This is a genomic window from Saccharothrix coeruleofusca (assembly GCF_014648515.1).
Classification (GTDB): Bacteria; Actinomycetota; Actinomycetes; order Mycobacteriales; family Pseudonocardiaceae; genus Actinosynnema; species Actinosynnema coeruleofuscum.
Genome location: NZ_BMRG01000025.1, coordinates 36,370 through 63,001, shown reverse-complemented (window position 1 = coordinate 63,001; position 26,632 = coordinate 36,370). Strand labels below are relative to the sequence as shown.

26 protein-coding genes are annotated in these 26,632 nt (G+C 73.5%); 4 read left to right on the top strand and 22 right to left on the bottom strand.

The window, feature by feature from the left end:
* Positions 1-66: 66 nt before the first annotated feature.
* Together IEZ00_RS33610 and IEZ00_RS33605 are read right to left on the bottom strand one after the other, a co-directional pair.
* Positions 67-516: an Lrp/AsnC family transcriptional regulator gene (locus tag IEZ00_RS33610; protein ID WP_189227417.1), complete on the bottom strand. Its 450-nt coding sequence runs from the start codon at positions 514-516 to the stop codon at positions 67-69.
* Entirely contained in the window at positions 513-1,643 is a 1,131-nt protein-coding gene (locus IEZ00_RS33605; protein WP_189227416.1) for a M24 family metallopeptidase, read from the bottom strand. The genes IEZ00_RS33610 and IEZ00_RS33605 overlap by 4 nt, the downstream gene beginning before the upstream one ends.
* On the opposite strand from IEZ00_RS33605, the gene IEZ00_RS33600 reads away from it, so the two are divergent.
* Positions 1,642-2,634: a 5'-3' exonuclease gene (locus tag IEZ00_RS33600; RefSeq protein ID WP_189227415.1), complete on the top strand. Its 993-nt coding sequence runs from the start codon at positions 1,642-1,644 to the stop codon at positions 2,632-2,634. The genes IEZ00_RS33605 and IEZ00_RS33600 overlap by 2 nt on opposite strands.
* Positions 2,635-2,976: 342 nt before the next feature.
* Here the strand turns inward: IEZ00_RS33600 and IEZ00_RS33595 are convergent, their stop codons facing one another.
* The 13 genes from IEZ00_RS33595 to pafA form a co-directional block, all read right to left on the bottom strand.
* Positions 2,977-4,179, bottom strand: coding sequence for a GNAT family N-acetyltransferase (locus IEZ00_RS33595; RefSeq protein WP_189227414.1), 1,203 nt, complete (start codon positions 4,177-4,179; stop codon positions 2,977-2,979).
* A gap of 111 nt (positions 4,180-4,290) precedes the next feature.
* A complete protein-coding gene (locus tag IEZ00_RS33590; protein WP_189227413.1) occupies positions 4,291-4,947 on the bottom strand; it encodes a DUF4333 domain-containing protein in 657 nt (218 codons plus the stop codon).
* Positions 4,948-5,050: 103 nt separating this feature from the next.
* Positions 5,051-7,819, bottom strand: coding sequence for a DEAD/DEAH box helicase (locus tag IEZ00_RS33585; protein WP_189227412.1), 2,769 nt, complete (start codon positions 7,817-7,819; stop codon positions 5,051-5,053).
* A 73-nt stretch (positions 7,820-7,892) separates the two neighbouring features.
* Positions 7,893-8,774 carry a diacylglycerol/lipid kinase family protein gene (locus tag IEZ00_RS33580; RefSeq protein WP_189227411.1) on the bottom strand — a complete coding sequence of 294 codons (882 nt, stop codon included), beginning with the start codon at positions 8,772-8,774 and terminating at the stop codon, positions 7,893-7,895.
* A 63-nt stretch (positions 8,775-8,837) separates the two neighbouring features.
* A complete protein-coding gene (gene tatC / locus IEZ00_RS33575) occupies positions 8,838-9,728 on the bottom strand; it encodes a twin-arginine translocase subunit TatC (protein WP_189227429.1) in 891 nt (296 codons plus the stop codon).
* Positions 9,729-9,833: 105 nt separating this feature from the next.
* Positions 9,834-10,136 (bottom strand): Sec-independent protein translocase subunit TatA, encoded by a 303-nt coding sequence (gene tatA / locus IEZ00_RS33570; protein WP_229796359.1) that lies wholly within the window; start codon positions 10,134-10,136, stop codon positions 9,834-9,836.
* Positions 10,137-10,170: 34 nt separating this feature from the next.
* Positions 10,171-10,437 carry a bacteriophage holin gene (locus tag IEZ00_RS33565; RefSeq protein ID WP_189227409.1) on the bottom strand — a complete coding sequence of 89 codons (267 nt, stop codon included), beginning with the start codon at positions 10,435-10,437 and terminating at the stop codon, positions 10,171-10,173.
* Between the two features lie 18 nt (positions 10,438-10,455).
* Complete coding sequence (locus tag IEZ00_RS33560) at positions 10,456-11,427, bottom strand: helix-turn-helix transcriptional regulator (protein ID WP_189227408.1); 972 nt, start codon at positions 11,425-11,427, stop codon at positions 10,456-10,458.
* The gene (locus IEZ00_RS33555) at positions 11,424-12,407 is read right to left on the bottom strand and encodes a helix-turn-helix transcriptional regulator (RefSeq protein WP_189227407.1); all 984 of its coding nucleotides are present in this window, start codon (positions 12,405-12,407) and stop codon (positions 11,424-11,426) included. The genes IEZ00_RS33560 and IEZ00_RS33555 overlap by 4 nt, the downstream gene beginning before the upstream one ends.
* 71 nt (positions 12,408-12,478) lie before the next feature.
* Positions 12,479-13,360, bottom strand: coding sequence for an SRPBCC family protein (locus IEZ00_RS33550; RefSeq protein ID WP_189227406.1), 882 nt, complete (start codon positions 13,358-13,360; stop codon positions 12,479-12,481).
* Positions 13,353-13,913, bottom strand: a complete 561-nt coding sequence (locus tag IEZ00_RS33545; protein WP_189227405.1) for an ArsR/SmtB family transcription factor — start codon at positions 13,911-13,913, stop codon at positions 13,353-13,355. Before IEZ00_RS33545 ends, IEZ00_RS33550 begins: the two co-directional genes overlap by 8 nt.
* Positions 13,914-13,991: 78 nt before the next feature.
* Entirely contained in the window at positions 13,992-15,017 is a 1,026-nt protein-coding gene (locus IEZ00_RS33540; RefSeq protein ID WP_189227404.1) for a WD40/YVTN/BNR-like repeat-containing protein, read from the bottom strand.
* Positions 15,018-15,057: 40 nt separating this feature from the next.
* Positions 15,058-16,416 carry a Pup--protein ligase gene (gene pafA / locus IEZ00_RS33535; RefSeq protein ID WP_189227403.1) on the bottom strand — a complete coding sequence of 453 codons (1,359 nt, stop codon included), beginning with the start codon at positions 16,414-16,416 and terminating at the stop codon, positions 15,058-15,060.
* An 80-nt stretch (positions 16,417-16,496) separates the two neighbouring features.
* Here pafA and IEZ00_RS33530 point away from each other — a divergent pair, with 80 nt between their 5' ends.
* Positions 16,497-17,918: a bifunctional phosphatase PAP2/diacylglycerol kinase family protein gene (locus IEZ00_RS33530; RefSeq protein WP_372448481.1), complete on the top strand. Its 1,422-nt coding sequence runs from the start codon at positions 16,497-16,499 to the stop codon at positions 17,916-17,918.
* 166 nt (positions 17,919-18,084) lie between these two features.
* Here the strand turns inward: IEZ00_RS33530 and prcA are convergent, their stop codons facing one another.
* The 5 genes from prcA to IEZ00_RS33505 all read right to left on the bottom strand — a co-directional run bounded on the left by prcA (position 18,085) and on the right by IEZ00_RS33505 (position 24,097).
* Positions 18,085-18,882 (bottom strand): proteasome subunit alpha, encoded by a 798-nt coding sequence (prcA, locus tag IEZ00_RS33525; RefSeq protein WP_189227402.1) that lies wholly within the window; start codon positions 18,880-18,882, stop codon positions 18,085-18,087.
* A gap of 40 nt (positions 18,883-18,922) precedes the next feature.
* The gene (gene prcB, locus IEZ00_RS33520) at positions 18,923-19,768 is read right to left on the bottom strand and encodes a proteasome subunit beta (RefSeq protein WP_189227401.1); all 846 of its coding nucleotides are present in this window, start codon (positions 19,766-19,768) and stop codon (positions 18,923-18,925) included.
* 31 nt (positions 19,769-19,799) lie between these two features.
* Positions 19,800-19,994: a ubiquitin-like protein Pup gene (locus tag IEZ00_RS33515; protein WP_189227400.1), complete on the bottom strand. Its 195-nt coding sequence runs from the start codon at positions 19,992-19,994 to the stop codon at positions 19,800-19,802.
* A gap of 83 nt (positions 19,995-20,077) precedes the next feature.
* Positions 20,078-21,571: a depupylase/deamidase Dop gene (gene dop, locus IEZ00_RS33510; RefSeq protein WP_189227399.1), complete on the bottom strand. Its 1,494-nt coding sequence runs from the start codon at positions 21,569-21,571 to the stop codon at positions 20,078-20,080.
* Between the two features lie 51 nt (positions 21,572-21,622).
* A complete protein-coding gene (locus IEZ00_RS33505; RefSeq protein ID WP_189227398.1) occupies positions 21,623-24,097 on the bottom strand; it encodes an FtsX-like permease family protein in 2,475 nt (824 codons plus the stop codon).
* Between the two features lie 102 nt (positions 24,098-24,199).
* Between IEZ00_RS33505 and IEZ00_RS33500 the strand changes: the two genes are divergently transcribed.
* Entirely contained in the window at positions 24,200-24,721 is a 522-nt protein-coding gene (locus IEZ00_RS33500) for an NUDIX hydrolase (RefSeq protein WP_189227397.1), read from the top strand.
* 43 nt (positions 24,722-24,764) lie between these two features.
* Here IEZ00_RS33500 and IEZ00_RS33495 read toward each other — a convergent pair whose 3' ends face one another.
* The gene (locus tag IEZ00_RS33495) at positions 24,765-25,676 is read right to left on the bottom strand and encodes an alpha/beta hydrolase family protein (protein WP_189227396.1); all 912 of its coding nucleotides are present in this window, start codon (positions 25,674-25,676) and stop codon (positions 24,765-24,767) included.
* 133 nt (positions 25,677-25,809) lie between these two features.
* Between IEZ00_RS33495 and IEZ00_RS33490 the strand changes: the two genes are divergently transcribed.
* The gene (locus IEZ00_RS33490; RefSeq protein ID WP_189227395.1) at positions 25,810-26,391 is read left to right on the top strand and encodes a TetR/AcrR family transcriptional regulator; all 582 of its coding nucleotides are present in this window, start codon (positions 25,810-25,812) and stop codon (positions 26,389-26,391) included.
* Here the strand turns inward: IEZ00_RS33490 and IEZ00_RS37550 are convergent.
* Positions 26,388-26,632, bottom strand: a 245-nt coding sequence (locus IEZ00_RS37550) for an aldo/keto reductase (RefSeq protein WP_229796358.1), incomplete at its 5' end; no start/stop codon positions are given. The genes IEZ00_RS33490 and IEZ00_RS37550 overlap by 4 nt on opposite strands.

The window sequence follows — 26,632 nt, the reverse complement described above, 5'->3', positions numbered from 1 at the left end:
ACCGCCCGCGGTGACCACCGCCCCTCGGTGGTCACCGCGCGAGGCCGCGCCGGAGGCGCGGCGATCCTATACAGCCGGGGGCCGGTCCTCGTACGGCGTGGACAGCACGACCGTGGTCCGGGTGGACACGTGCGCCGCCTCGCGGATCTGCCGCAGCAGCTCCTCCAGGGCGGTCGGCGAGGCCACCCGGACGCGCAGGACGTAGGAGGCGTCCCCCGCGACCGAGTAGCACGCCTCGATCTGCGGCAGGTGCTCGACCCGCCTGGGGTAGTCGTCCGGAGCCGCCGGGTCGATCGGGGTCAGCGAGATGAACGCGGTCAGCGGCAGGCCGATCTCGTCACCGTCCAGCCGCGCCGCGTACCCCTTGACCACGCCGCGCTGCTCCAGCCGCCGCACCCGCTGGTGCACGGCCGAGACGCTCAGCCCCACCCGCTCGGCCAGGTCGGTGAAGCTGCACCGGCCGTCGGCGGCCAGCTCGCGCAGGATCGCCCGGTCCGTCGGCTCCAGGTTCGTCACGCGGGCAGCACCACCAGCTCGTGCGGTCGGGTGTTCACGCTCTCCGCGCCGCTGTCGGTGGCGATCACGATGTCCTCGATCCGCGCGCCCCACCGGCCGGGCAGGTAGATGCCCGGTTCGACGCTGAAGGCCATGCCCGGCTCCAGGGGCAGGTCGTTGCCCGCCACGATGTAGGGCTCCTCGTGCACGTCCAGGCCGATGCCGTGGCCGGTGCGGTGGACGAAGAACTCGCCGAAGCCCGCGTCGGCGATGACCTGGCGGGCCGCCGCGTCCACCTCCTCGCAGGTCACCCCCGGCCGCACCGCGTCCACCGCGGCCTGCTGCGCGGCCTGCAGCACCGCGTAGGTCTCCCACACGTCCTTCTCACGCGGCTCGCCCAGCACGTAGGTGCGGGTGGAGTCGGAGTTGTAGCCCTCGGCGACCGGGCCGCCGATGTCGACCACCACCACGTCACCGGCTTCGATCACCCGGTTGGACAGGCTGTGGTGCGGCGAGGCGCCGTTGGGGCCGGAGCCGACGATGACGAACTCGGCCAGCTCGTGCCCCTCGGCCACGATGGCGGCGGCGATGTCCGCGCCCACCTCGGCCTCGGTGCGACCGGGCCGCAGCCACTCGCCCACGCGCGCGTGCACCCGGTCGATCGCGGCGCCCGCCTTGCGCAGCGCCGCGACCTCGGCGGCGTCCTTGCGCATCCGCAGCTCCCGCAGCACCGGCCCGGCCAGCACCTGCTCGCCGCCGATCACCGCGCGCAGGCGCAGGTTGTGCAGCGCGGGCATCATGTCCGCCACGGCGACCCGGCCGGTGCCCTTGAGCGCCTTGCGGACCAGCTCGTAGGGGTCCTCGCCGTCGACCCAGGTGGCCACCCCGACACCCAGCGCGTCGGTGGGCACGCCCGCGTAGCCGGGCTGCTCCAGCTTGGGCACCACCAGCACCGGCTCCCGACCCACCGGCAGCACCAGGCAGGTCAACCGCTCGAACGACGAGCCACCCGCGCCGATCAGGTAGCGCAGGTCGGAACCGGGGGAGATGAGCAGGGCGTCCAGCCCGGCGGCGGCGGCCGCGGCGGTGGCCCGGTCCAACCGCGCGCGCAGCGCGTCCACGTCCAGGGGTCCAACACGGGTCGACATGTCGGGGAGCCTAGTCGAGGCGGTCTCTGGCACGCTGGTCGCCGTGAGTTCCCCGCTCGTCCTGTTGGACGCCGCCAGCCTGTACTTCCGGGCCTTCTACGCGCTGCCCGAGTCGATGACCGCCCCCGACGGCACACCGGTCAACGCGGTGCGCGGATTCGTCGACACCATCGCGAAGGTGATCACCGACCGTCGGCCGGGCAGGCTGGTCGCGTGCCTGGACGCGGACTGGCGACCGGAGTTCCGGGTGGCCGCCCTGCCCTCGTACAAGGCGCACCGGGTGGCGGCGGACGGCGCGGACGGCGAAGAGGAGGTGCCCGACGCGCTGAGCCCCCAGGTGCCGATCATCCTCGACGTGCTCGACGCGGTCGGCATCGCCACCGCCGAGGCCGTCGGCTACGAGGCCGACGACGTGATCGGCACGCTGGCCGCGCGCGAGGAGACCGACCCGGTGGAGGTCATCACCGGCGACCGCGACCTGTTCCAGGTGGTGCGCGAACGACCGACCCCGGTGCGCGTGCTGTACCTGGGGCGCGGCTGGGCCAAGGCGGAACTGGTCGGCCCGGCGGAACTGGCCGCCAAGTACGCCCTGCCCGAGGTCGACGCGGGGCGGGCGTACGCGGGCATGGCGGTGCTGCGCGGCGACCCCTCCGACGGGCTGCCCGGCGTGGCGGGCATCGGCGAGAAGACCGCGGCCAAGCTGATCAGCGAGTTCGGCTCGCTGGAAGCGGTGCTGGCCGCGGTGCACGACGGCCGCGACCGCAAGCTGACCACCCGTGCCCGCACCGCGCTGCTCAACGCCCAGGACTACCTGGCGGTCGCCCCGACGGTGGTCGACGTGGCGGTGGACGCCCCGGTGCTGCAGGACCGCGACGACGCCGTGCCCGCCGCCCCGGCCGACCCCGACCGGGTGGCGGAGCTGACCCGGCACTGGGGCCTGGGCAGCTCTCTGCCGCGCCTGCTCAACGCCCTGGAACGCCGCCGGGCCTGACCCCCACCCCGCGAGTCGAACGCTCGGGTACCGCGAGTTCGTCGTTGGGGTGCGGTGGGGGTGCGCTCGCCGCGCGGCAGGTCGCCAAGGACGGCGCTCACGGGCACCCCACTGCGCCCTGGTGCGTCGGCAAGTACCACCCGACGGGGCTGGGGAGGCCGGTAACTACTACCCGAGGCACGGGAAGCGCGCGGCGGGGCGCGTGAAAGCGCGGGTCAGGGGCACGAGAGCGCGGGTCGGGGTGCGCGAATGTTGAGTTCGGGGTGTCTGAGCGTTCGACTCGCAGGGGGCGACATGCCCGACACGCCCATAAGTGGGCGACACCGGGAGCGGGCGTGGCGGTCAGAAGTAGGTGCCGGACCAGGGGGACTGGTCAACGGCGAACAGGGCATCGGCGCGCGCCACGGCGGCAGGATCGACCACCTCCAGCCTGCCGGTAGCCGCCAACGCCCGGAACGGCACGTCCCCCAGGAACGCCGCGGCCAGCACGTCCACGTCCAGCACCAGGTCCGGCTCCCGGTCGGTGCGCGTCGCCCCGTCCGGCGCGACCAGGTACGCGCCCTCGTTGTCCGGCAGGTACCGGTCGCGCACGCCCAGCACCACCGGTTCCGCCGCCCGGTAGCCCCGCCGCGCCAGCGCCTGCGGCACGTCCAGCAGCCGCAGCCACGTCTCGTCGTCCTCGGCGACCACCTTGCACGCGCGCGGGTCGGCCAGCAGCCACCCCACCGGCTCGTCCAGCGGGCGCAGCGGGGCGCTGATCTCGCTCACCAGGTCCACGCCCACCAGGAACCGCCACAGGTCCGCCCACGCCTCGGGCGTGACCGCCCACAGGTCCAGCACGGTGAGCACCGACGACCGCTCGTCGAGCAGACCTCCGCTGCCGGGGTCGACCTTGTAGGCCACGTAGCCGTCGTCCCCACCGGGGCCGCTGCGCACCACGATCCGGAGCGCCTCCTCACCGGAGTGGCGCACGTTCATGCTCCACCAGGCGTCCCACCTCGCGATGGTGCCGGGGCGGCCCGGTGAGACGCGCTCGAACAGGGTGCGGATGATCCGCTCCCCTTCCTCCAACCCGACCAGCCGCACGTCACCGCGCACCCGCGACCGGGGCGCCGCCCGCCGCCGGTCCAGGCGCAGCGTCCGCCCCCTGGTGGCCGCGCCGTAGCCGAACCGGCCGTAGATGACCGCCTCCGAGGCGCGCAGCGTCGCGGCCACGTCCCCCAGCTCCCGCAACCCCCGCAGCTGCGCCGACTGCAACCCGCTGAGCACACCTCGCCGGGTCCGATCCGCGCGCACGCCCACGCGGCTGACCGCGCCCATCCGCACCACCTCCCCACCGGGCAGCGCCAACGCCGAGGGAAACGACTGCACCGTGCCGACCATCTCCCCACCGTCGAACGAGGCCAGCACGCGACCGGGCAGGTACGACTCCAGCGCCACCTTCCACCGGTCGTCGGGAGCGGGCGGGTGGTGCAGCGTCCCCCGGAACAGGGCGTGCGCGGCGCGGTAGTCGGCTTCGTCGTCCAGCACGCGGATGTCGGTCACGCCCCGATCCTCCCCCGAGGTCGCTCGCAACGCTAACGACTTTCCCCTCGGCGGACAGCGACGAGGCCACCCCCGCGCGGGGGTGGCCTCGTCAGTGATCCGGGAACGCGCTCAGCCGGTGGGCTGACCGACCTCGTACTCGCCGTCGGCGGTCTTCACCGTGATCTTGACCTTCTTGTCCTTGTCCCCGACCTTGACAGTGCAGTCGAAGGTGGTGTTCGGCTTCACCTCGTGCTCACCCGTGCAGGACGCGCTCTCCACGTCGGCGATCTTGTAGTCGTCCTTGAGGACCTGCACGATGCCGTTCTGCACGGCGGTGTTGTCGAACACCTTCGTGTTGAGGAACCCCGGCGTCACGAACCCGGTGATGCCCACCGCGCCGACCACGAGCACCGCCAGCGCCACCACGACCCACAACACCGCGCTTGACTTCTTCGCGGGCGGCTGCGGCCCGTAACCCGGCTGCCCGTACGGCTGCTGACCATAGGGCTGCTGACCGTACGGACCCTGCGCGGGCTGCCCGTAGGGGTTGGACTGGGTCGGGTCGTACGCACCGGGGTACTGCTGCGTGTACGGCTGCTGAGGCGGCGGCTGCTGCCCCCACTGCGGCTGCTGCGGCGACTGCTGCGACGGGTCCGGCTGCCCGTAACCGGGCTGCTGAGCGGGGAAACCACCCGACGGCGTGCCGGGGTACCCACCACCGTAGGGCTGCTGGCCCCACTGCGGCTGCGGGTCGTTCCCTCCGGACGGTCCGTACGGACTGGTCATGCTCGGCCTCCGACGGTCGGTCTGAGAGTTGGACGTACAGGGCTTGCGGGCGCGATCAAACCACAGGCGCGGGGCGGCCACCCAGCCACCCCGCAAACCTTTGTCAGACCGTGGCCATCGCCACCACCCCGCGCCGCAGCGCCTCGACCGCCTTGCGCGCGGTGGCCCCCACCGGATCGCCACCGCCCACCACATCCCGGATCTGGTCCAGGAAGTCGATCACCTGCCTGCACCACCGCACGAAGTCACCCGCGCCCAACTCCACCCCACTGGCCTCTGCCGAGCTGAGCACCTTCTCCAACGACTCCCCGCGCGCCCACCGGAACACCGCCCAGGCGAACCCCGGATCAGGCTGCCGCGTCCGGTCCAGCCGGTGACGACGCTCGTCCTCCTCCAACTCCGCCCACAACCGCGACGTCGCCGTCAACGCGTCGTAGACCTTGCCCGGCGGCAGCCGCGTCTCCAACGGCCCGTCCCGCCGCGCCTCGTAGACCAGCGCCGAGACCACCGCCGCCAACTCCGCCGGGTCCAGCCCCCGCCACACCCCGTGCCGCAGGCACTCCGCCGCCAGCAGATCCGACTCGCTGTACAGGCGGGTCAACCGCTTGCCGTGCTCGGTGACCTCCTCACCCGGCCCGGCCTCCTCCTGCGTCAGATAACCGCGCTCCCGCAGCAACCCGCGAATCCGGTCGAACTCCCGCGCCAACGAGTGCGTCGTCGCCGCCACCTTGCGCTCCAACTGCTCGGTCTCCCCCAGCAGCCGGTGGTACCGCTCACCCCACCGCGCGTGGTCCTCGCGCTTCTCGCACCCGTGACACGGGTGCGCCCGAAGCGCCCGCCGCAACGTCGCCAACTCCGCGTCGTCATCCGCCGTGGACCGCCGCTTGCGCAGCGCGGGAGCCACGATCCCGGTGTTGCGCAACGTCGACGCCAAGTCCCGCCGCGACCTCGGCGACCGCGTGTCCACCTGCCTGGGCAACCGCACGTGCCCCAGCACCTCCACCGGCACCGGGAAGTCCGCCGACGACAACCGCCCCGACCACCGGTCCTCGGTCACCACCAGCGGCCGCGCCTCACCCAGCGGCTCCAGACCGGGGTCGATCACCACCGCCAGCCCCGACCGCCGCCCCGACGGCACCGCGATCACATCACCCTTGCGCAGCTTCTCCAACGACGCCGCCGTCTCCGCCCGCCGCGCCGTGGTGTTCTGCCGCGCCAGCGCCTTCTCCCGGTCGGCCACCCGCCGCCGCAGCGAGGCGTACTCGCTGAAATCACCCAGGTGACAGGTCATCGCCTCGGCGTACCCGCCCAACGCCTCCCGGTTGCGCTCGATGCGCCGCGCCAGCCCCACCACCGACCGGTCCGCCTGGAACTGCGCGAACGACTGCTCCAGGATCTCCCGCGCCGCCGCCGCGCCCAACTGGTGCACCAGGTTGACCGCCATGTTGTAACCCGGCCGGAACGACGAGCGCAGCGGGTAGGTCCGCGTCGAGGCCAACCCGCCCACCGCCTTCGGGTCCACCCCCGGCTGCCACACCACCACGGCGTGGCCCTCCACGTCGATGCCCCGCCGCCCGGCCCGCCCGGTCAGCTGCGTGTACTCCCCCGGCGTCAGGTCGACGTGCGCCTCGCCGTTGTACTTGACCAGCTTCTCCAGCACGACCGTGCGCGCGGGCATGTTGATGCCCAGCGCCAGCGTCTCGGTGGCGAACACGACCTTCACCAGGCCGCGCACGAACAACTCCTCCACCGTCTCCTTGAACGCGGGCAGCAGCCCCGCGTGGTGGCTGGCGATGCCCCGCTCCAACGCCTCCCGCCACTCCCAGTACCCCAGCACCATCAGGTCGCCCTGCGGCAGGTCACCGGTCTTGTCCTCGATGATGTCGCGGATCCGCGCGGTCTCCTCCGCCGAGGTCAGCCGCAGGTTCGCCCGCACGCACTGGGCCACCGCCGCGTCGCAGCCCGCCCGGCTGAACACGAAGTCGATCGCGGGCAGCAACCCGGCCGCGTCCAGCCGCTGCACCACCTCCACCCGCGACGGCGGCTTGAACCCCGTCGACCGCGGCGCCCGCCCCCGGTCCTTGTCCCGGCCACCCCGCCCGCGACTCCACGGCACGTGGAAGCGCGCCAGGTCCTCGGTGTGCCGCAGCAGCTGCGGGTTGATCCGCGCGTGCCCGTCCGGCCCCTCCCCGGCGAACAGGTCCATCATCCGGTTGCCCGCCAGCATGTGCTGCCACAGCGGCACCGGCCGGTGCTCGTCGACCACCACGGTGGTGTCGCCCCGCACCTCGACCAGCCACTCGCCGAACTCCTCGGCGTTGCTCACCGTGGCCGACAGGCTCACCAGCCGCACCGACTCCGGCAGGTGCAGGATGACCTCCTCCCACACCGGGCCGCGGAACCGGTCGGCCAGGTAGTGCACCTCGTCCATCACCACGTAGGCCAGGCTGTTCAACGTCGAGGAGCCCGCGTAGAGCATGTTGCGCAGCACCTCGGTGGTCATCACCACCACCGGCGCGTCGCCGTTGACCGACGTGTCACCGGTCAGCAGACCCACCCGCTGCGCGCCGTAGCGGGCGCACAGGTCGGCGTACTTCTGGTTGGACAGCGCCTTGATCGGCGTGGTGTAGAAGCACTTGCGCCCCTCGGACAGGGCGAGGTGGACGGCGAACTCGCCGACGACGGTCTTGCCCGCGCCGGTCGGCGCGCACACCAGCACGCCGTGCCCGTCCTCCAGCGCTTCACACGCGCGCCGCTGGAACGGGTCGAGCTCGAAGGAGATCACCGAGAGGAAGTCGGTCAGCTTGGGCCGGGTGGAGCGGCGTCGGAATTCCGCGTAGGCGTCGGCCGGGGACCGCGAAGCGCTTGACACCCCTCCAGGCTGTCACATGACCCCGACAAAAGCTGGTCGGATATCGCGCGCGGGCCGGAGCAGATATTTCGTTCTACACTGAAGTTATTGAGCTGACTACGCTCAGGGCGCCGGGAACGCAGGTCGCGCTCACCGGCACCTCGTGCATCCGCTCCCCGTCGGCGTAGCCCACCCAGGAAGGTCCGGACAGGGTGACGGATCTGGCGCGGAAGGTGCGGACCGCCGGGTGGTCGACGTGCCTGCCCGTGCGCAGGGCGGGCAGCATCCGCAGCAACGCGCGGCGCGGTGCCGCGGCGAGCACGGTCACGTCGAACAGCCCGTCGTTCACGTCGGCGTCCGGGCACACCGGGATGCCGCCGCCGTAGCTGCTCGTGTTGCCCACCGCCACCAGCAGCGCGTCCAGCTCCAGCACGCGCTCGTCGGCGTCCACCCGCAGCCGCTGCGGGCGCAGCACCGCCAGCTCGGCCAGGATCGCCAGGTCGTAGCGGCGGGGACCGGCGGGCCAGCGCAGGGCGTTGGCGCGCTCGTTGACCGCAGAGTCGAAGCCCGCGCACAGCACGGTGGCGAACCACGTCCCGGTCTCCAGCCTGCCCAGGTCGACCGACCGCCTGCCGCCCGCGCGCAGCGCGGCCACCACGTCCTCGACGGAGGAGGCGCCCAGCGCCGAGGCCAGGTCGTTGCCGGTGCCCGCGGGCACCACGGCCAGCGCCGTGCCGCTGCGCGCGCAGGCCTGCACGGCCAGGTGCGCGGCGCCGTCGCCGCCCAGGACCACCAGCACGTCGACCCCGTCGTCCACCGCGCGCCGGGCCAGCGCCAAAGTGCCCTCGGCGGAGTCGGCGACGTGCGAGTTCAGCGAGTCCACGGCGGTGCGCAGGCGCGCGGCCACCGCGTCCGCCACCCGTCCCGCCCGGCCCCTGCCCGAGGCGGGGCAGACCAGCAGCGCCGCGCGAGTCACGGCCGCATGATCGCACGAGGCCCCGCCGCGACGGGTGCGCGGCGGGGCCTGGTGGGTCGTCGATCAGGTCGCGTCGTCGTAGCGCACGCGCTCCCGGCTCGCGGACTCGGTCACCGGCTCCGGCTCGTCGATCTGCGAGGGGGTGTAGTCGAACGGCGCGGCCTCGTCGTCGGCCAGGTCGTCCCAGCCCTCGGCCTTGCGCTTGCGCGCCGCGCGCCGGTCGTGCACCCGCGCGATCTGGATGGCCAGCTCGAACAGCAGCGCCAGCGCGATGGCCAGCGCCACCATCGAGATCGGATCGGTGCCCGGCGTGGCCACGGCGGCGAAGACGAACAGCCCGAACACGATGCCCCGCCGCCACTGGCTCAGCTTCTCGTAGGTCAGCACACCGACCTGGTTGAGCATCACCACGATCAGCGGCAGCTCGAAGCTCACGCCGAAGATCAGCAGCAGGGTGAGCACGAAGTCGATGTAGTCCCCCGCCGACAGCGCGGTGAGGAACTGGCTGCCGCCGAACCCGACCAGCACCGTCAGGCCCTGCGGGACCACGTAGAACGCCAGCGCCGCGCCCAGCACGAACAGCACCGAGGCCGCCGCCACGAAGACCAGCGCGAACCGCCGCTCCTTGGCGTACAGGCCGGGCGCGATGAAGCGCCAGACCTGGTACAGCCACAGCGGGGCGGTCAGCGCCATGCCCGCCGCCGCGCCGACCTTCAGCTGGATCATGAAGGCCTCGAACGGCTTGGTCTGCAGCAGCTGGCAGCTGCCGTTCTGACTGAGCCGGTCGGTGTCCGGGATGCCGCAGTACGGCTCGGTGACGATCTGGCCCAGGCTGGGCAGGCCGAAAGGGCGCCACCCCCACCACAGGAACCCGAAGATCGCGCCGAACGCGATGAACAGCAGCGCCAAGCCCAGCCGGTGCCGCAGGTCGTACAGGTGGTCCTTGAGCGACATCGTGCCGTCGGGGTTGCTCCGACGGCTCGTCAGCCTGCGGCGCTCCCGGCGCTGGGACCACCACCGGACAGGGCTAGCCCCCACCGTGCGGACCGTCCTTCACTGCTAGTTGGACTTGTGCTGGATGTTCTGCGGCGTCTGCTCGATCGGCGGGGCCACCTGCGGCTGCTGCGCCTGGGGCTGCTGGACCGGGACCTGCTGGGCAGGCTGCTGCACGATGGGCTGCTGCGCGACGGGCGGCTGTGCGGGCGGCAGCTGCTGCTGCGCGGGCGGCTGCGCCTGCGCCTGCTGCTGGCCGTCCTCGTCGGTGCGCAGGCCCTTGGTCTCCGCCTTCAGGATCTTGGCCGAGCGGCCGATCGAGCGGGCCATGTCGGGCAGCTTCTTCGCGCCGAACAGCAAGATGATCACCACGGCGATGATGATCAGCTCGGTTGGTCCGAGGTTACCCACGGTGGTCCTCCTGTCTCCCCCGGTGCGTCGATCGTACTCGGGGCTCGCCCTGTCGGGCCCGGTCCGGACGCCGTTCGGCGAAGGCCACCCCGAGCGCGGCGAACCGCGCCCGCAGCAGACCCACGCCGTCGCCGACCCTGTCACCTACCAGAGTGCTTGCGACGCGGAATCGGCGCAACGATCCGATCACTCGGACCACCACCACGACGAGCGCGACCAGCCCGAGCAGGACCAGCGCCAGGATCGGCAAGTACGGCACGGCACAACCGTATAGGGCTCAGGTGGACGGGAGGTGATCCGCCCGCCGCAACGCGGCCTCCGCCCGGCGAACGAGCGCCTCCACCAGGTCCGGCGGCTGCTCGACGTGCACCTCGCCGCCCTGGCCGAGCAGCAGTCGGACCATCCAGGCGGTGTCGGAGTAGCGCATCCGCACCCGCGCGCGGCCCTCCCCCAGCTCCTCCAGGTCCTCGATCGGGTAGTACTCGGCGAACCAGCGCGCGTCCGGCTCCAGCACCAGCACGGCGGTGCGCTGGGACGGGTCGGGGTGGAACAACCCCTCCGAGGTGTCGGTGGGCGTGGCGTGCGGCGGCGGGCTGGCGGGCTCGTCGAGCACCTCCACGCCGTCGATGCGGTCCAGCCGGAACAGCCGCACGCCGTCCGCGGCCCGGCACCACGCCTCCAGGTAGCCGCGGCCCTCGACCAGCAGCACCCGCATCGGGTCCACCACCCGGTCGGTGATCTCGTCCCGCGACGGCGTGTAGTAGCGCAGCCGCAGCGCCCGGCCGCGCCGGACGCCGTCGGAGACCGCGTCGCGGACCCGCTCGGTCTCCGGGGCCTCGCGCACGGCCAGGCCGACCGCGACGCCCGCGGGCCGGGCCTGGCCGACCGCTGACTCGATCTTGGCCACGGCCCGCTGCACGGCGGCCTTGTCCACCACGCCGGGCGTCTCGGCCAGCGCCCGCAGCGCGACCAGCAGGGCGGTGGCCTCGGCGGCGGTAAGCCGCAGCGGCCTGCTCATGCCCGCGTCGTAGGTGACGGTGACCGTGTCTCCCTCGAACGACAGGTCGATCAGGTCGCCGGGGCCGTAGCCGGGCAGCCCGCACATCCACAGCAGCTCCAGATCGCGGCGCAGCTGCTTGGGGGTGACCTCGAAGTCGGCCGCCGCCTCCTCGATCGGGATGCCCGGCCGGGCCAGCAGGTAGGGCACCAGCGCCAGCAGCCTGGGCAGCCGGTCGTTGACCGCGTTCACACCTTCACCCCGGCTCCGCGCAGCGCGCCCACCAGCTTCTCCCGCACCGTCTTGGCCAGCGTCTCCGGCTCCAGCACCACCACGTCCTCGCCGAACCCGGCGATCCAGCCCGCCGCCGAGTCCGGGAAGCGCAGCTCGATCTCCAGCACGTCGCCGGGCACGCCGTCGTGCTCCCGCTCGCCCAGCGGCCGGGCACGGCGGCGCACCCCCTGTCCCCGGCCCTTGGCCACCCACAGCTTGGCGGTGGCCGTGGTCTGCGGGTCGCGCTGGGTGCGCGCGACGAAGCTGAGCAGGTCCACGTCGTCGGGGCGGGCCACCGCGCCGGGCCTGCCGACCGCGCGGACCTCGCCGACGATGCGGGAGAGCCGGAAGCAGCGGGGGGCGTCGCGGTCGCGGTCGTGCCCGACCAGGTACCAGCGGCCGCGCCAGGCCACCACGCCCCACGGCTCCACGGTGCGCTTGCGCACCTCCACCGGGACCGGGCGGCGGTAGTCGAACTCCACCACCCGCCCCTCCTGCACCGCGGCCAGCAGCGGCGGGAACGCCGGTTCGGTGGCCCGCACCTTGGGCTCCACCGGCACGTGCACGTCCTGGTCGACGTCCACGCCCGCCGCGCGCAGCTTGATCAGCGCGCCGTGCGCGGCGCCGGTGAGCTGCGGCGAGTCCCACAGCCGGGCGGCCAGCGCCACGGCGGCGGCCTCGTCCGGCTCCAGGTCGACGTCGCCCAGCTCGTAGTCGCGGCGCGCGATGCGGTAGCCGTCCACGGCGTCGAACGCGCCGCTGCGCCCGGTCTCCAGCGGGACGCCCAGGTCCCGCAGCTCGGTCTTGTCGCGCTCGAACATGCGGAAGAACGCCTCGTCGGTGGACGCGTCGGCGTAACCGGGGACGATGGCGCGGATGCGCTCGGCGGTCAGGTACTGGCGGGTGGAGAGCAGGCACAGCACCAGGTTGACGAGCCGTTCAGCACGTGCGGTGGCCACCAGGGAACCCTAACCCCGCGCGGCCACCCGGTGACGCCCACTCCCCCGCACTGCTCGGGTGAACGGTCCGCTCACCCGCGCTGGTCGGTCAGGATGCCGTCGGGCAGCTCGGGCACCTCCGGCGTCAGCCACATCGGCCGCCAGTCGGGCAGCTCCAGGAACCGGCGCAGCTCGGCCACCCCGGCCAGCCAGCCCAGCCAGGCCCCGAACGGCGGCCTGCCCTCGTCGAACCCGCTCTGCGTGAACGTCATCCGGGTGCGTCCCCCGGAGCCCTCCAGCTCCCAGGTCGACACCGAGTCTCCCCAGTCGACGGTCATCGCGCGGCCGGGTCGCAGGTCGACGATCGTGGCGGGCTCCGGGTTGTGCTCGAAGCCGCCCATCGCGAACCGGCCGCCGACCTCCGGTTCGATGTCGACCTTCGCGCCGAACCAGCGCTCGAACTTCACCGGGTCCACCAGCGCGTCGTAGACCTCGTCCACCGGGGCGGCGACGTCGACCACGGCGCGCATCCGCCCGCTGGTGAAGTCGGGCTTGGGGGTCAGCGGGCGGCCCTCGACGTGGTCGACCAGGTTGGCCAGCGCCAGGCACCAGTAGGTGTAGAGGTAGCCCAGCACGCTGGTCTCGGCGATGGCGGTCCGCCAGCCGGGGAAGTGGCTCTGGGTGAGCGTGACCAGCGTGCCACCCTCCTCGTCGGCGAGCAGGAACTCGACGGTGGTGTCCTCGCCGCCGAGGTGCCAGCCGAAGCTGACCGCGCGGTCGTCCACGCGCAGGGGCCGCTGGCGCGGCCGGTCGCCCTCGGGGGTGTGGCGGCCCCAGAACTGGTAGCGGTCGGGCAGGTCGACCTCGGCCCGCTCGGCCAGCCAGGTGGCCAGCTCGGCGCCGTCGGTCAGGGCGCGGTGCACGCGCTCGGCGGGGACGCGGGCGCGCACCCGCAGCGTCAGGGTCTCACTCATCGTCTCGTTCGCCCTCCGGGTAGCAGGCCACGGCCAGCCGGAAGGCGTCGCCCTCCGCGCCGCCGTAGCGGGTGAACAGGTCCTGCAGGGTGGCCTTGAGGTCGGCGAAGAAGCGCTGCCGGTCCTCCGGGCGCAGCCGGATCTCCCCGGAGACCCCCAGCGACGGCAGCTCCGGGCGGGTGCGGTCGAGCGCGGCGATGTCGAACTGCACCTGCTCGACCAGGTCGAGCAGACGAGCCAGGTTCAGCTCGTCCCGCTCCCGGCGCAGCCCCAGCCGCCCCACCAGGTGCGGCGACAGCCAGTACGACCGCGCGGCGGCCTGGTAGACGCCCTCGTGCACGCCGCGCACCCGGCGCTCCGACACCTGGGTGACCAGACCGGCCTCGACCAGGCGTTTCACGTGGTAGTAGACCCGCTGCGGGGTCTGGTCGAGCACTGCCGCCACCTCGGTGCACGAGCGGGGCTCGGCCAACTGCCGCAGCACCTCGACGCGCTGCGGCTTGAGCAGTGCCTCGGCCTGCTCGATCTGATCCAGGTACAGGACATCTCTCATCGCGAAAACAACTTTGAACGTACAAAACTATTTTGTCAATGGGGCGTGCGGAGCCCTGGACAGGCTCCACCCGAGAGGTCAGCCGCCGGTCAGCACACCGACCCGGCCCTTCTCACCGGCCGCCCAGCAGGTGCTCGGGCAGTCCACGGTGTCGAAGCTGCCCTGGTCGAACTGCCGCCAGTGGCGCCCGCCGTCGCGGCTGAGGTCGCTGCCGCCCGGCCCGACCGCGACCACCGAGCCGCCGCGCCAGGCCACGCCCGAGCGGTAGCCCACCGGGGCCTGCGACGGCGCCCGCCACGTCCGGCCGCCATCGCCGCTGAGCGCCAGGTTGGCCACCGCGCCCGCCGGGTCCGCGTAGTCGCCGCCGACCGCCACGCCCTGCCGCGGGGTGCGGAACGCCACCGCGAACACCCCCGCCGAGGGTGAGCTGAGCAGCGGCGTGTCCGAGGCGGTCCAGCGCCACCCGCCGTCGCCGGAGTGCAGCACCCGCGCCCGCGCGCCGCCGCCGGTGGCGATCCAGGCGTCGCGCGAGCCCGCCGTGGTCAGGCACTGGCCGCTGGCGGCGAAGCCGAACTCACCGTCCGAGGCGGGCGGCAGGTTCTCCTCGGGCACCCGCCGCCAGCTGCGCCCGCCGTCGCGGGTGACCAGCACGCGGAACCGCCCGCCCACCGGGTCGCCCATGGCCAGGCCGCGGAACCGGTCGAAGAAGGCCACGCAGTCGTAGAAGGCGTCCGGCTCCGGGTTGGCGAAGGTCTGCGCCCACGTCCGGCCGCCGTCGGAGGTGCGGTAGATGCGCGAGCTGTCACCCGGCCCGATGGACAGCACCACGGCGTTGCGGGCGTCGAACGCCTCGACGTCGCGGAAGTCCAGCGCCTCGGTGCCCGGCGGCGCGACGGAGGCCCAGCTGCGGCCGCCGTCGGTGGTGCGCAGGACCGTGCCCTTGCTGCCGCTGACCCACGCGACGCGGGCGTCCACCGCCGAGAGGCCGCGCAGCCGGGCGTCCACCCCGGTGGGCCGCAGCTCCCAGCGGGTCTCGGGTGCGGCCCCGGCCGGGGCCACCACCAGCAGCGATGCCGCGACCGCGGCGAGGAGGAGGATCTTCATGGGCTCAGAGCCTCACGAAGTCCCCCTCCCCCGACAACCGCTAGAGGGAGGAGATCAACCGCTCCACCCGCTCGTCCACCGCGCGGAACGGGTCCTTGCACAGCACCGTGCGCTGCGCCTGGTCGTTCAGCTTCAGGTGCACCCAGTCCACGGTGAAGTCCCGGCCCGCGGCCTGCGCGGCGGCGATGAAGTCGCCGCGCAGCTTGGCCCGCGTGGTCTGCGGCGGGGTGTCCTTGGCGGCCTCGATCTCGCCGTCGTCGGTCACCCGGTCCACCTGCCCCTTGCGCTGGAGCAGGTCGAACACGCCCCGGCCGCGCCGGATGTCGTGGTAGGCCAGGTCCAGCTGGGCGATGCGCGGGTTGGACAGGTCCATGTCGTGCTTGGCCTGGTAGCGCTCCATCAGCCGGTACTTGATGGCCCAGTCGATCTCGCGGTCGATCTTGGACAGGTCCTCGGCCTCGATCGCGTCCAGGGTGCGGCCCCACAGCTCCAGCACCCGCTCGGCCATCGGGTCGGGCGAGCGCTTGGCCACGTGCTCCACCGCGCGCTCGTAGTACTCGCGCTGGATGTCCAGCGCCGAGGCCTCCTTGCCGCCCGCCAGCCGCACCGTGCGCCTGCCGGTCAGGTCGTGGCTGATCTCGCGGATCGCCCGGATCGGGTTGTCCAGGCTGAAGTCGCGGAACTGCACGCCCTGCTCGATCATCTCCAGCACCAGGTTCGCGCTGCCCACCTTGAGCAGCGTGGTGACCTCGGACATGTTCGAGTCGCCGACGATGACGTGCAGCCTGCGGTAGCGCTCGGCGTCGGCGTGCGGCTCGTCGCGGGTGTTGATGATCGGGCGCGAGCGGGTGGTGGCGCTGGAGACGCCCTCCCAGATGTGCTCGGCCCGCTGGGACAGGCAGTACACCGCCCCGCGCGGGGTCTGCAGCACCTTGCCCGCCCCGCAGATCAGCTGGCGGGTGACCAGGAACGGCAGCAGCACGTCCGCGATGCGGGAGAACTCCCCGGCCCGTGCGACCAGGTAGTTCTCGTGGCAGCCGTAGGAGTTGCCCGCCGAGTCGGTGTTGTTCTTGAACAGGAAGATGTCGCCGCCGATGCCCTCGTCGGCCAACCTGCGCTCGGCGTCGACCAGCAGGTCCTCGAGTATCCGCTCGCCCGCCTTGTCGTGCGTCACGAGCTGGGTCAGGTCGTCGCACTCCGCGGTGGCGTACTCGGGGTGCGACCCGACGTCCAGGTAGAGCCGAGAGCCGTTGCGCAGGAAGACGTTCGACGAACGACCCCACGACACCACCCGGCGGAACAGATAACGCGCGACCTCATCCGGGGACAGCCTGCGCTGCCCGTGGAAGGTGCAGGTCACCCCGAACTCAGTCTCAATGCCGAAGATCCGCCGCTGCATCCCTCAACAGTAAGCGCATCCGGCGCTTCCTTCAGTGATCCAATCGGGCGTCAGCCGGTTTTCGACGATAACGTTCAGGTGTGCTCCGACGAGTGAACCGCCTGGACCAGGGCCTGATGCGGCGCTGCGCGGCGCTCCCGGCGACCCCCGCGGACCGGGGTCTGAAGAAGTTGTCCAGGGCGGCGAACCACAGCCTGCTGTGGTTCGCGGTGGCCGCGGTGCTGGCCGCCCGCAGGGGCCGGACCAGGCGCGCGGCGCTGCGCGGGGTGGCCGCCATCGCCGGGGCCAGCGCCGGGGCCAACCTGGTCGGCAAGACGCTGTTCCCGCGCCGCAGGCCCGCCGCCGACCTGCTGCCGGTGCCGCGCAGGCTGACCAAGCGGCCCACCTCGTCGTCCTTCCCGTCCGGCCACGCGGCCTCGGCGGCGGCGTTCACCGCGGCGGTGGCGATGGAGTCCCCGACCGCCGCGGCGGTGGTCGGGCCGGTCGCGGCGGCGGTGGCTTACTCGCGGGTGCACACCGGCGTGCACTGGCCCTCCGACGTGCTGGCGGGCGCGCTGCTGGGCACCACCGTGGGCCTGGCGACGCGGCGCTGGTGGCCGCTGGGCCGCGAAGAACCCGCGTCGGCCTACGAGCACGCCGCGCTGGAGCCGCTGACCGACGGCGAGGGCCTGGTCGTGGTGGTGAACCCGCAGGCGGGCGGCGCGGACCCGACGGAGGCCATCACCCAGGAGTGGCCCAAGGCCACCCTGGTGGGCGTGGCGGACCTGCCCACCGCGGTGGCCGACCACGCGCCGCGCGCGCTGGGCGTGGCGGGTGGCGACGGCACCGTGGCGGCGGTCGCGGCGGTGGCCGCCGAGCACCGGTTGCCGATGGTGCTGGTCCCGTCCGGGACGCTGAACCACTTCGCGCGCGACGTGGGCGTGGACGGCCTGGACGACACCGCGCGGGCCGTCTCGGCGGGCGACGGGGTGCTGATCGACCTGGCCTCGGTGTCGGTGGACGGCGCGGCGCCCCGGTGGTTCGTCAACACCGCCAGCCTCGGCGGCTACCCGGACATGGTCCGGCTGCGTGAGCGCCTGCAGGACCGGTGGGGCAAGTGGCCCGCGGCGGCCATCGCGCTGGCCGAGGTGCTGCGCACGTCCCGACCCCTGCGGGTGGAGCTCAACGGCGAGCCGCACCTGGTGTGGATGCTGTTCGTGGGCAACGGGCCGTACCGGCCCAAGGGCTTCGCCCCCACCGTGCGCCCCGCGCTGGACGCCGGGCTGCTGGACGTGCGCTACATCCGCGCCGACACCCGGTTCTCCCGCGCCCGGTTCTTCCTCGGGGCGCTGCTGGGCTCGCTGCACCACAGCCGGACCTACCGGCACCTGGAGACGCGCGCCCTGGAAGTGCGGGTCTTCGACGCGGCCGTGGCCATCGCCACCGACGGCGAGGTGGGCCCGACCGGCACGGCGTTCTCGTTCCGCTCCCAACCCGCCGCCCTGGGCATCTACCGACCGTGACACCCCAGCGCGAGTCGCGCGTTCGGGCACTGCGAACTGAGCGTTCGCGCACCTCGGGTAGTAGTTACCCGCCCTGGTGAGGGCCTCGGGTGGTACTTGCTGACGCGGCCTGGAGCACGTGTGAGGCCCGGCTCGCGGGAGCGGGCCGGGCCTCACACGTGTCGGATCAGGACTTGTTGTCGTCCGGCGGCAGGCTGGCGTCGGTGACGGGCTTGCTCTTGCCCTCGTCCTTGGCCTCCGGCTCGGCGGGCGCCGCGTCGGAGGTGGGCAGCAGCGGGGCCAGCGCGGCACCGACGATGCGGCGGAACGCCCGGCGCGGGCGGTCCCGCTCCAGCACCGCGACCTCCAGCTTGGCGGAGTCGAGCAGGTCCGGCTTGCCGTTGCCGGTGCTGGTGCTGCCGTTGCTGAGCGCCTTGACCGCCAGGCGCACCGCGTCGGCCAGTGCCAGGCCCTCGGCGTAGCTCTCCTTCAGGGCGGTGCCGGTCGCCTCGGCCTGCCCGCCCATCACCACGTACTGCGGCTCCTCCACGATCGAACCGTCGTAGGTCAGCCGGTACAGCGTGTCCTCTTCCGCGGAGTGGCCGACCTCGGCCACGCAGATCTCCACCTCCAGGGGCTTGATCTCCTGGGTGAAGATCGAGCCCAGGGTCTGGGCGTAGACGTTGGCCAGCGAGCGGCCGGTCACGTCGCGCGGGTCGTTCTGGTACCCGCGCACGTCGGCGAACCGGATGCCCGCCTGCCGCAGGTTCTCGAACTCGCTGTAGCGGCCGACCGCGGCGAAGCCGATGCGGTCGTAGATCTCGGAGACCTTGTGCAGGGTGCTGGACGGGTTCTCGGCGACGAACAGCACCCCGTCGGCGTACCTGAGCACGACGACGCTGCGGCCCCTCGCGATGCCCTTCCTGGCGTACTCCGAGCGGTCCCGCAGGATCTGCTCGGGTGAGGCGTACAACGGCAACGTCACTGGTGCGGCTCCCGTGTTCGGCGGATGGTGATCACGGTGGTCAGCCCGTCGGGCTGGTCCGACGGGCTTCCACGACGGCTTCGGCCTGGGCCGCGACCTGGTCCTCGGACAGGTACGCCGCGCCGTCGGCCGTGATCGTGACGACCACCGGGTAGATCTTGCGGACGGTGTCGGGGCCGCCGGTACCCGAGTCGTCGTCCGCGGCGTCGTAGAGCGCCTCGATCGCGCTGCGCACGGCCGCCTCGGCGTCCGCGTCGGGGTTGTAGAGCTTCTTCAGCGCCGACTTGGCGAACAGCGAGCCCGATCCCACGGCCTGGTAGCCCTGGGACTCCTCGTAACGGCCGCCGGTGACGTCGTAGGACACGATCCGGCCCGCGCGCTCGGGATCGGGCGCGTCGATGTCGAAGCCCGCGAACAGCGGCACCACGGCCAGCCCCGCCAGCGCCGCGTCGAGGTTGCCCTTGATCATGCCGGAGAGCCGGTTCGCCTTGCCGTCCAGCGACAGCGAGACGCCCTCGATCTTCTCGTAGTGCCGCAGCTCCACCGCGTACAGCCGGACGATCTCGACCGCGATGCCCGCCGTGCCCGCGATGCCCACCGCCGAGTAGTCGTCGGTGATGAAGACCTTCTTCATGTCCCGCTGGGCGATGACGTTGCCCATCGTGGCCCGCCGGTCCCCGGCGATCACCACGCCGCCGCGGAAGGTCAGTGCCACGATCGTGGTGCCGTGGGGTGCCTGGACGGTCCCCTCGGGCAGCCGCTGCGGCGAGGGCAGCAGCTCGGGCGCCTGCGCGCGCAGGAAGTCGACGAACGAAGAGGACCCCGGCCTGAGGTAGGCCGGGGGCAGCGACGCGGCCGGGTAGTGCCCGGTCGAGCTGAGGTCCATGTGTGGGTTCTTCTCCTGTCCCGCCAGCGGCCTACTGGCCGCCCTTTTGCACGTACGCGCGGACGAAGTCCTCGGCGTTCTCCTCCAGGACGTCGTCGATCTCGTCGAGGATCGCGTCCACGTCCTCGCCGAGTTTCTCGCGGCGTTCCTGGCCCGCCGCCGCTGCGGCGTCGCCGCCGTCGTCGCCGTCACCGCCGCCTTGGCGCTGAACCTGTTCCTGGGCCATGTCGACCTCCCGGTCCTCGGGTCGTGCACGTCAACCCTACCCATCGAGTGTGACAATTTTCGTCTACCACTCGGGTAAGTTGATCAGCCCCTGGTCAGCGCCTCCACCAGCTGCTCGGCCGTCTCGGCGGCCTCCAGCAGCGCGCCGACGTGCGCCTTGGTGCCGCGCAGGGGCTCCAGAGTGGGGATGCGCACCAGCGACTCGCGGCCCAGGTCGAAGATCACCGAGTCCCACGACGCGGCGGCCACCGAGGTCGGGTAGCGCTCCAGGCAGCGGCCGCGGAAGTAGGCCCTGGTGTCCTCCGGCGGCGCGAGCACGGCCGCGCGCACCTCCTCCTCGCTGACCAGGCGCTTCATCGAGCCGCGGGCCACCAGCCGGTTGTACAGGCCCTTGTCCAGCCGCACGTCGGCGTACTGCAGGTCGACCAGGTGCAGCCGGGGCGAGCCCCAGGCCAGCCCGTCGCGCGCCCGGTAGCCCTCCAGCAGCCGCAGCTTGGCGGGCCAGTCCAGCCGGTCGGCGCACTCCTGCGGGTCGCGGGCCAGCGCGTCGAGCACCTCGCCCCACACCCGCAGCACGTCGCGGTCGCCGACGCCCTCCTGCTCGACGAACTGCGAGGCCCGCTCGAAGTAGGCGAACTGCAGGTCCAGGCCGGTGAACTTGCGCCCGCCCGCCAGCTCCACGCGGGTCTTGAGCGTCGGGTCGTGGCTGATCTGGTGCACCGCGCGGACCGGGTCCAGCAGGCGCAGGTCGTCGAACCGCCTGCCCGCCTCGATCATGTCCAGCACCAGCGAGGTGGTGCCCACCTTCAGGTAGGTGGAGTACTCGGCGAGGTTGGCGTCGCCGATGATCACGTGCAGCCTGCGGTACTTGTCCGCGTCGGCGTGCGGCTCGTCGCGGGTGTTGATGATGCCGCGCTTGAGCGTGGTCTCCAGGCCGACCTCGACCTCGATGTAGTCCGAGCGCTGGGACAGCTGGAACCCGGCCTCCTCGCCCGCCGGGCCGATGCCGACGCGGCCGGAGCCGACCACGACCTGCCGGGAGGCGAAGAACGGGGTCAGGCCCGCGATCACCGCCGTGAACGGGGTGCTGCGCGCCATCAGGTAGTTCTCGTGGGTGCCGTAGCTGGCGCCCTTGCCGTCGACGTTGTTCTTGTACAGCTGCAGGCGCGGCTGGCCGGGGACGGTGGCGGCGCGCATGGCCGCCTCCTCCATCACCCGCTCGCCCGCCTTGTCCCAGATCACCGCGTCGCGGGCGTTGGTGACCTCGGGCGCGGAGTACTCCGGGTGCGCGTGGTCGACGTAGAGCCGCGCGCCGTTGGTGAGGATGACGTTGGCCGCGCCGAGGTCTTCCACGTCGCTGTCGCCGGGGTGGCCGCCGGGGGCGCCGAGGTCGAACCCCCGCGCGTCGCGCAGCGGGGACTCGACCTCGTAGTCCCACCGCGCGCGCCGGGCGCGCGGTATGTCGGCGGCGGCCGCGTAGGCCAGCACCACCTGCGTGGAGGTCAGCACCGGGTTGGCGGTCGCGTCACCCGGCACCGCGATGCCGTACTCGACCTCGGTTCCCATGATCCGCCGCATAGCTGCAGCCTACGACCTACGGCGGGCACCGCGCGGCACCCACGCGCGTTTTCAGCCTGCCGCCAACCCCGCGGCGGGTCGGACGCGGGCCGCGCCGCGGGCGGGTCCGGCCGCGGCCAGCACCGCCAGGACCACCACGCCCAGCCCGCCCAGCAGCAGCGGAGGCACCGCCGCGGTCGGCCAGGTGAACACCCCGAGCGCGGCCATCGCCAGCTCCGCGTACACCAGCCCGAACACCCCGCCGCCGAGCAAGCCGACCAGCGACAGCAGCACCGCCTCGGCGACCACGCCGCCCTGGATGCCGCCCCTGGTCACGCCCAGCGCGCGGCGCAGCGCCAGCTCCTTGCGGCGCTCCTGCACCGAGATCGCCAGCGCGGTGCCGATGCCGGTGACCGCGACCGCCGCGGACAGGCCCAGCAGCACCATCAGCAGCGTGGTGCCCATGTCCAGGTAGCGCTGGCTGCGCGCGGCGATGTCGGCCCTGGTCGTCACCAGCACGGTGGGCGCGCCCGCCAGCACCTCGCGCACGCCGTCGCGGTAGGCGGCCGGGTCGGCGGCGGGTTCCAGCGCCACCAGGACGCGGGAGGCGGGCGCGATGGACGGGTCGGCCAGCACCGCGGAGGCCTCGACCAGCTCGCCGGGGTAGGTGCCCGCGAACGTGGCGGTGCGCGCCCCGCCGGGCATCCCGTAGAGCGTCACGGCGTGCCCGAGCCGCGCGTCGAGCCGCTGCGCGGTCCCCTCCGACAGCAGCACCTGGCCCGTCGCGAAGTCGGGGGCGTCCGCCTGCTGGGCGGCCAGCCAGTCCCGCATCCGCCGCGGATCGGCGCCCGCGACCGTCATGGTCCTGCTCTCGCCCTGGGCGTCGACCTCCGCGCTCTCGGCCTCGTGCAGGACGACGGAGGCTTCCGCTCCTGGCCGCCGCACGGCGGCCTCCGCCCCGGCGGGCAGGGGGCGGTCGCCCACGTCGGCGACCATGACGTCCGGGCGCGACGCGCCGCTGAACTCGTCCTCTACGCGCTGCGCGGTGCCGACCGCGACCGCGAAGAAGGTCACCATGGCCGCGGCCAGCACCAGCGGCATGGCCACCGACGCGGCGCGCCGCGGCACCCGGCGCACCTCGGCGGCGGCCAGCTTCCACTGCGCGCCGCCGAGGCGCCCCGCCACGTGCCCGAAGAGCAGGCCCAGCGCGGGCACCACGACGGGGCCGAGCACGCCGAACAGCCCGGCCATCGCGGCGATGCCGGAGAACAGCACGAGGAAGACCGCGCCGATCGAGCCCTTCGCGAGCACCCCCAGCGCGGCCAGCGCGACCGCGGTGCCCACCAGCAGCAGGCCGAGGACCAGCCGCCTGCGCGCCACGGCCGCGTCCGGGGTCCCCCCTTCGGAGGACCGCAACGCCGACAGCGGGGCCACCCGCGCGGCGGCCAGCGACGGCCGCACCGCGGCGAACGCGCTGAGCGCGGCGGCGACGAACCCGCCGAGCAGCAGGTGGTCGGCCGAGGGCAGCAGCCGAGGGCTCAGCTCGACCGCGCCCAGCACCGCCGACAGGCCGGTCGCGTCGAACAGGCGGGCCAGCAGCAGGGCGACCGGGCCGCCCAGCAGCGCGCCCAGCACGCCCGCCACCGCGCCCGTGAACAGCGCTTCGAGCAGGTTGGCGCGCAGCAGCGGGGCCCGGTGGGCGCCCAGGCAGCGCAGCAGCGCGGTGGTGCGCTGCCGCTGCGCGTAGACCGCGCGGAAGGTCGCCGAGGAGACGAACACGGAGGTGGCCAGCGCCAGGACGCTGAACGGCAGCAGCATCACCCGCAGGTCGTCGGCGTCGTCCGCCGCGGCGGCGACGACCTGCGCGGCGGACCGCACCGCGAAGCCCTCGCCCAGCGCCCGCTCGACGGCCGCCACGTGGCCGCCCCGCACGTGCGCCTCCACCACCCGCGGCGTCCCCAGTTTCGCGGCCAGGTCCTCGCCGACCACGACCAGCGGCTCCTCGCTCAGCGACCCGCGCTCGGTGACGCCTCGGACGACCACGTCCAGCGGCCTGCCCCGCGCGTCGGCGACCCGCATCGCCGAGCCGGGGCCCAGGCCGTGCTGGTGGGCGGTGACCCGGTCGAGCGCGATCTCCCCGTCGCGCGCGGGGGTGCGGCCGTCCCGGATCGGGATGCGGTGCAGCTCCGCCCGGTCGGGCTCGACGTCGGCGTCGGCCCGCTGGCTCCCCGCGCGGCCCCCGTCGAGCAGCAGGTCGACGCGCACCTGCCGGACCGGCACGACCTCCGCGACGCCGGGCAGCGCGGCGACCCGGTCCAGCGCGGCTTGGTCCAGCACGGCCCCGCCGGACGTGCCGGGCCGCACGACGTGGTCGACCCCGGCGGGCACCGCGGGCGCGGTCTGCTCGACGGCTTGGACCATGGCCTGGCTGAGCACCAGCGAGGCCAGCAGGCAGGCGACGCCGACGACCAGGGCGACACCGGGCAGCACCGCTCGGCCCGGCCGGGAGCGGAACTCGGCCACCGCGAGCCGCAGGGATGTGGGCACGATTCCTCCTCGTGACGTGGACGTCACGAAGGTAGGAACGGGGTTCGTCGGCGGGCGTCGGCCCGCGGTAGCACGATCGGGTACGACCGGAGGAGGACGATCGTGGAGCTGGTGGCGCTGGTGGACCCCGACGGCACGCCGGTCGGGTCGGCGACGCGGGCGCGGGTGCGGGCCGAAGGGCTGTGGCACGCGTGCGCGGCCATCGTGGTGACCTCGCTGGACGGGCGGCGGCTGTACGTGCACCGCCGCACCGACACCAAGGACGTCTACCCCGGCCTGTACGACCCGACGTGCGGCGGCGTGGTCGCGGCCGGGGAGACGCCCGACGAGTGCGCGCGCCGCGAGCTGGCCGAGGAGCTGGGCGTCACCGCGCCGCTGACGCCGCTGTTCCGGTCGCGGTTCGTCGACGGGACCATCCGCTACGTCGCGCACGTCTACCTGGCGCGCAGCGACGGTCCGTTCCACCACCAGCCCGAGGAGGTCGCCTGGGGCGGGTGGGTGGACGTGGCGGAGGTCCGGCGGCTGGTCGCCGACCCCGACTGGCCGGTGGTGCCGGATGGCCGGGAGCTGGTTCGGATGTGGTTCGACGGCGGTGGTCCGCGCTTTCGCGACGGCGGGTGGTAGTCAGCGGCCCGCGCGGGCGCCTCGGGTAGTACTCGCGGGTGGCTCAGCGGGATTCGAGGCGGCCCAGTGGTCGGGGGCTGTCGGCCAGCTCCTTCCGCGCCGCCGCCCAGCTGTCGTCCTCGACGCCGAGGGCGTGGCGCAGGTAGGCCCAGGTGATCCGCTGCAGCAGGGCGACCCGTTCGGGGTTGTCGTCCGTGGTCTCCTTGGCCTCGTAGCCGGGGATGCCGCCGAGCGAGTGCTCCGCCCCGAACAGGGTGAGCAGGCTCTTGCCGCCGGGGCTGAGGAAGTACGGGTCGGTCATCCAGTCCGGTCCCCGAACGGTCAGCGGGGAGTCGTCCCGGTCCCCGGCGACCACGAGCGCGGGCGTGGTCATGGTCGTGAAGTCGGGGTTGAGGAACGGGAAGTTCTCGGCCGCGAACGGCGTCAGGTCGGCTCCGCCCCGTCCGGCCGTGGCCAGCAGCACGCCGGCCGCGACCCTGGGGTCGGACAGGTCCTGCCCTCCCCCGCCCGCCGGGTCGAGGACCCGCAGGCCCAGCAGGTTGCCCGCCGTCTGGCCGCCGAAGGAGTGCCCGGCCACGGCGATCCGGTCGCGGTCCAGGCGGCCCGCGAGGCCGGGGACGGCGGCTTCCAGCACGTCGAGCCGGTCGAGGACGAGCTTGACGTCCTCGACGCGGAAGCGCCAGATCCGCGGGGTGCGGGGGTCGTCCGGGGGGATGCCCAGCGTGCGCGAGTCGAGGTGGGTGGGTTGGACCACGGCGAAGCCGTGGGCGGCCCAGAAGTCGGTCAGGGGGCCGTAGCCGTCCATCGACGAGCCGAAGCCGTGCGAGAAGACGACGATCGGCAGTCCGTCGCCGGTCACCGGCGCGGACACCCGCACTCGCAGGTCCTCGCCGCGGCCGGGGGCGGGCAGCGCGACCGGTTTGACCGAGATGACGGGCAGGGCTGTTCCAGTCATGGGGAGTCTTCCTCGTAGTGACCCGTGGTGGGGCCGGCGGCGCCGACCTGGCACCATGTAAGCGGGACAGCGTCCCGTTTTAAGCATACGGGACAGTGTCCCGCTTAGCCGGGGCGATGGGAGGCAACGCGCGGTGGACGACGGCGATCGGGGGACGGCCCGTCCCAAGCGGGCGGACGCGCGGCGCAACCAGGAGGCCCTGCTCGACGCGGCCGCCTCGGTCTTCGTGACCTCCGGCGTGGAAGCGCCGATACGCGACATCGCCGCCGCGGCGGGCGTCGGGACGGCGACCATCTACCGCCACTTCCCGACGCGGGCGGACCTGATCGTCGCCGTCTACCGGCACCAGGTCGAATCCCTCGCCCAGGCCGGTCCCGTCCTGCTGGCGACCAGCCCCACCCCGTACGCCGCGCTGCGGCGGTGGATGGACGCGTTCGTCGACTTCGTGATCACCAAGCAGGGGCTCGCCGCCGTGCTGCAGTCCGACGACCCCTGCTTCGACCCCCTGCACACCTACTTCCTCGACCACCTCGTGCCGGTGTGCGCCCGACTGCTGGACGCCGCCGCAGCTTCCGGCGAGATCCGGGACGACCTGGCGGCCTACGAGCTGATGCGCGGCGTCGGGGGCATCTGCGCGGGCGCGGGCAAGAACCGCCGCTACGACGCGCGCCGACTGGTGGCGGTCCTCGTCGCGGGGCTGGCGGTGAAGGACTAGTTCCAGGGCAGGGAGGCTCGGGTGGCCCAGTAGCGCTCGGCGGGCTCGGCCAGCTCGGCCATGGCGTCGGGGGCCAGCTCGACCTCGCGCGCGGCCAGGTTGGCGCGCAGCTGGTCCGGGCTGGCCGCGCCGGAGAGCACCACGTCGACCCACGGCTGGGCGCGCACCGCGGCCAGCGCGATCGCGTCGGGCCCCACCCCGTGCTCGGCGGCCAGCTCGCGGACGCGGCGCGGCGGGTCCA

Excerpts from the sequence above, each read along its gene's own strand:
- IEZ00_RS33600 (WP_189227415.1), top strand. The coding sequence starts at position 1,642 with ATGTCGGGGAGCCTAGTCGAGGCGGTCTCTGGCACGCTGGTCGCCGTG.
- IEZ00_RS33605 (WP_189227416.1), bottom strand. The coding sequence starts at position 1,643 with ATGTCGACCCGTGTTGGACCCCTGGACGTGGACGCGCTGCGCGCGCGG.
- IEZ00_RS33590 (WP_189227413.1), bottom strand. The coding sequence starts at position 4,947 with ATGACCAGTCCGTACGGACCGTCCGGAGGGAACGACCCGCAGCCGCAG.
- tatC (WP_189227429.1), bottom strand. The coding sequence starts at position 9,728 with ATGTCGCTCAAGGACCACCTGTACGACCTGCGGCACCGGCTGGGCTTG.
- IEZ00_RS33550 (WP_189227406.1), bottom strand. The coding sequence starts at position 13,360 with ATGAGTGAGACCCTGACGCTGCGGGTGCGCGCCCGCGTCCCCGCCGAG.
- IEZ00_RS33545 (WP_189227405.1), bottom strand. The coding sequence starts at position 13,913 with ATGAGAGATGTCCTGTACCTGGATCAGATCGAGCAGGCCGAGGCACTG.
- IEZ00_RS33540 (WP_189227404.1), bottom strand. The coding sequence starts at position 15,017 with ATGAAGATCCTCCTCCTCGCCGCGGTCGCGGCATCGCTGCTGGTGGTG.
- pafA (WP_189227403.1), bottom strand. The coding sequence starts at position 16,416 with ATGCAGCGGCGGATCTTCGGCATTGAGACTGAGTTCGGGGTGACCTGC.
- prcB (WP_189227401.1), bottom strand. The coding sequence starts at position 19,768 with ATGGACCTCAGCTCGACCGGGCACTACCCGGCCGCGTCGCTGCCCCCG.
- IEZ00_RS33515 (WP_189227400.1), bottom strand. The coding sequence starts at position 19,994 with ATGGCCCAGGAACAGGTTCAGCGCCAAGGCGGCGGTGACGGCGACGAC.
- dop (WP_189227399.1), bottom strand. The coding sequence starts at position 21,571 with ATGCGGCGGATCATGGGAACCGAGGTCGAGTACGGCATCGCGGTGCCG.
- IEZ00_RS33495 (WP_189227396.1), bottom strand. The coding sequence starts at position 25,676 with ATGACTGGAACAGCCCTGCCCGTCATCTCGGTCAAACCGGTCGCGCTG.